The organism is Shewanella sp. 11B5 (genome assembly GCF_002836795.1).
GTDB classification, from domain to species: domain Bacteria; phylum Pseudomonadota; class Gammaproteobacteria; order Enterobacterales; family Shewanellaceae; genus Shewanella; species Shewanella frigidimarina.
On the sequence record NZ_PJAP01000867.1, the window covers coordinates 1 to 3,484 of the forward strand.

General features: G+C 41.3%; 3 protein-coding genes. 2 read left to right on the forward strand and 1 reads right to left on the reverse strand.

Going from position 1 to position 3,484, the window contains the following annotated elements; translation table 11 throughout:
- A partial coding sequence (gene brnQ / locus CXF78_RS17380; protein ID WP_102037462.1) for a branched-chain amino acid transport system II carrier protein occupies window positions 1-987 on the reverse strand: 987 nt, incomplete at its 3' end.
- A 481-nt stretch (window positions 988-1,468) separates the two neighbouring features.
- On the opposite strand from brnQ, the gene CXF78_RS17385 reads away from it, so the two are divergent.
- Window positions 1,469-2,224, forward strand: a complete 756-nt coding sequence (locus CXF78_RS17385; protein ID WP_102037463.1) for a tRNA1(Val) (adenine(37)-N6)-methyltransferase — start codon at window positions 1,469-1,471, stop codon at window positions 2,222-2,224.
- 53 nt (window positions 2,225-2,277) lie between these two features.
- The coding region (srmB, locus tag CXF78_RS17390; RefSeq protein WP_102037464.1) for an ATP-dependent RNA helicase SrmB at window positions 2,278-3,484 on the forward strand (1,207 nt) is incomplete at its 3' end.

Consider the following 3,484-nt stretch of genomic DNA (forward strand, 5'->3'; position numbering starts at 1 on the left):
AACCACCAGCAACTTGTACGATAATCTAGGCATTAATTCATTAAAAAATTCAGAACAAGCGGTGACCAAACCAACCGCAGTCGTTAAGCAAGCAAGCGTCACAACCGTTGAAAGCATTAAGGTGCCAATATTGCCAAAATGATGAGTCACATAGTTTGTTAAAATTTGGCCACCATTGTCGGCACCAATAGCAAAATCACCTGCTGAAGCACCAAGATAAAATAACGACACATACACAAATGCTAAACCACCAGCAGCAATAAATGCTGCACGAACTAAATACTTAGTTTGATCGGCCGCATCGTTAACGCCTTTTTTGCGCAACAAATCGATGATTAGCATACCAAACATCAATGATGCCAAGGTATCCATGGTGTTATAACCTTCAATAATCCCTTTGGTTAATGGACTATTAATATATTCACCAACCGGCAGGCTCACCTCTGCGCCAGGAAGAATAATCACAGAACTGGCTAATCCCACCAATAGTAAAATCAATACAGGCGTAAGTATTTTACCAACGCTATCGAGTAATTTTCCTGGAAATAAAGATAAAAACATCACAATGGAGAAAAACACCAAAGTATAAATAAGTTGCGCAATACTGAACTCTTTGCCGCCGAGTATCATTAACGCATCGGGATTACTAATAAAAGGTCTTGCGCCAATTTCAAATGCCACCAATGCAGTACGTGGGGCGGCAAATGCTGGGCCAATGATGATATAAATCGCAATGGCTAATGCTGTAGCCGCAAACGCAGGTAATAACGCCATCACTTTACCGTTAGCTTTAGCAACGGCAATTAAGCCTATAAGTGGCATACCCACTGCGGTAATTAAGAAACCGAACATCGCAAAAGACATATTCTCGCCAGCAAGCATGCCAGCAAAAGGTGGGAAAATTAAGTTACCCGCACCTAAAAAAAACGCAAAGGTCATAAACCCTAACCCTAGCGTATCAGTCACACTCATTTTGGTTGTTTGCACTACTAGCCTCGTTTTATTGTTATGTTTTTTAACAAACCTAATTGATTACGCCATAATTAGCTACTGCTGAGCTGAACGAATAATAAATTGTAAAGTTAAAAATACACTTAAAAAATAGTAAACTTTGTTAAGAGAGTAACGAAAATGACTCGTTAACTCAGTATTCAGCGTTACATCCCTGTCAAATAGCCTTAATTAGACTTTTTACTCGATTTAATTCGTAAAAAAGCGCGCAAACTAATACCAAATATCGCCTAAATACTCAAGCTTCAGCCCTCTAAACAATAAAAAAAACCAGTTTAGTTACGATTTATGGCAAGACTTGTGTACATATTCACCACATCTATGATTTTTAAGTTAATTGACCATAACAAAAAGTCAACCATACAGGCTGGAGACAATTAACACGCGACAGTAAAAATCAAAGCAGTTATGATCTTATCCGAGTCGTCCACACAGCCCAAAGAGTAATCAATTATCTATGTCTTTTACGTTTAAACAATTTCATATCGATGATCAACAGTGTGGTATGGCAGTCAGTACTGATGCAGTTTTACTCGGAGCTTGGGCTGAATTAACTCAATCAAGTCATATTTTAGATATCGGTGCAGGAAGTGGTTTACTCAGTTTAATGGCTGCACAACGAAGTCCTCATCACACCAGTATTATTGCAGTAGAAATAGACAATGCTGCAGCAAAGGCTTGCCAATTTAATATTAAGCAAAGCCCTTGGTCAGAGACAGTGCAACTATTTCACGGTGCTATTCAAGACTTCCAACAACGGCACAACAACAATGATGAGCCATTATTCGACCATATTATTTGTAACCCTCCCTACTTTGAACAGGGCACACAAGCCAAAAATAGTGCACGTGCTGACGCCAGACATACTAATACCTTGTCCTTTGCAGAATTACAGAGAGTGATTAGCCAATTACTTGCCCCGCAAGGCACGGCAAGTGTTATTTTACCGCTGCAAAGTTTAGCCAGTTTTATCCAACAACTTAACGCTTATGGTCTATTCGTTGCTAAGCAGCTTGATATCATTAGCATTGAGGGAAAGGTAGCTAACCGATCAATATTGGCAATCCAACACGACCCAACAACAGCTGAACCACAAACACTAACCAATCCTGTTGTGGAAACTCAGTATCATCAAATGACGATCCGCGATAAACAAGGGCGATACAGCGAAACGATGATAGATTTATGTCGTCCATTCTACTTAAAGCTTTAGCCTGCTCATTAGGTCAGCTATAATACTCAACTATTTTTCAGCGAGACCAGCGCATGCAATTTGAAGATTTCCAGCTCGACCCTAGCTTATTAGAGTCACTCAAGGCCATGGGACACAACACCCCTACCACTATTCAGCAGCAAACTATTCCATTGGCCATGGATCAGCGGGATATTTTAGCGCGTGCGCCAACCGGCACCGGTAAGACAGCCAGTTTTTTACTGCCTGCTTTACAGCACCTTATTGACTTCCCACGTCGTTTTGAAGGCCAAGCACGCATTTTGGTGCTAACGCCAACACGTGAATTAGCCAGTCAAATTCATCGTTATGCAAGCCATTTAGCCACTGGGCTTGAGCTTAATATCGCCATTATTACTGGTGGTGTGCCATATGGCCCACAAGAAGAAGCACTTGCAGACAATGTTGATTTATTGATCGCCACCCCTGGTCGATTAATGGAATACCTAGATAAAGACAAATTTGACGCCACTGAAGTTGAAATTTTAATTATTGATGAAGCTGACCGTATGCTTGATATGGGTTTCTCATCAGTAGTGCAATCAATTGCCATTGAAGCTCAAGGCCGCAAACAGAACATGCTGTTTTCTGCCACGCTTGAAGGTAATGGGGTTAACCGTTTCGCTCGCGACTTATTAACCGATCCAGTAATGGTCGATGTTGAAGCGCCACGCAGTGAAAAAGCCAAAGTACACCAGTGGGTTCACTTGGCTGACGATCAAGCACATAAATTTGCGTTGTTATGTCATATTCTTCAACAAGAAAATGTTACACGCACCATTGTGTTTGTTAAAACTCGCGAAATGGTTGCCAGCCTTGAAGGTTTATTGCTAAAAGCGAATATCCCATGTGCATTTATGCGTGGCGATATGGAGCAGAAAAAACGCTTCCAAGCACTGGGTCGTTTTTCTAAAGGCGAAGTTAATGTGCTTTTGGCGACGGATGTTGCAGCTCGAGGAATCGATGTTGATGATATTACTCATGTGATTAACTTTGACATGCCACGTTCTGCTGACGCGTATGTTCATCGAATTGGCCGTACTGCGCGCGCGGGCGCAAAAGGAACAGCGATTTCATTAGTTGAAGCGCACGATATGCGTATTGTGTCTAAAATTGAACGTTACATTGAGATCCCACTGAAACGCCGTGTGATTGAAGAACTTCGCCCTAAACACAAAGAAGCTAAAGTGCCTGGTAAGAAAAAAGCCAATGCAAAAGATGCTCGAGTTAAATCGAAAAAAT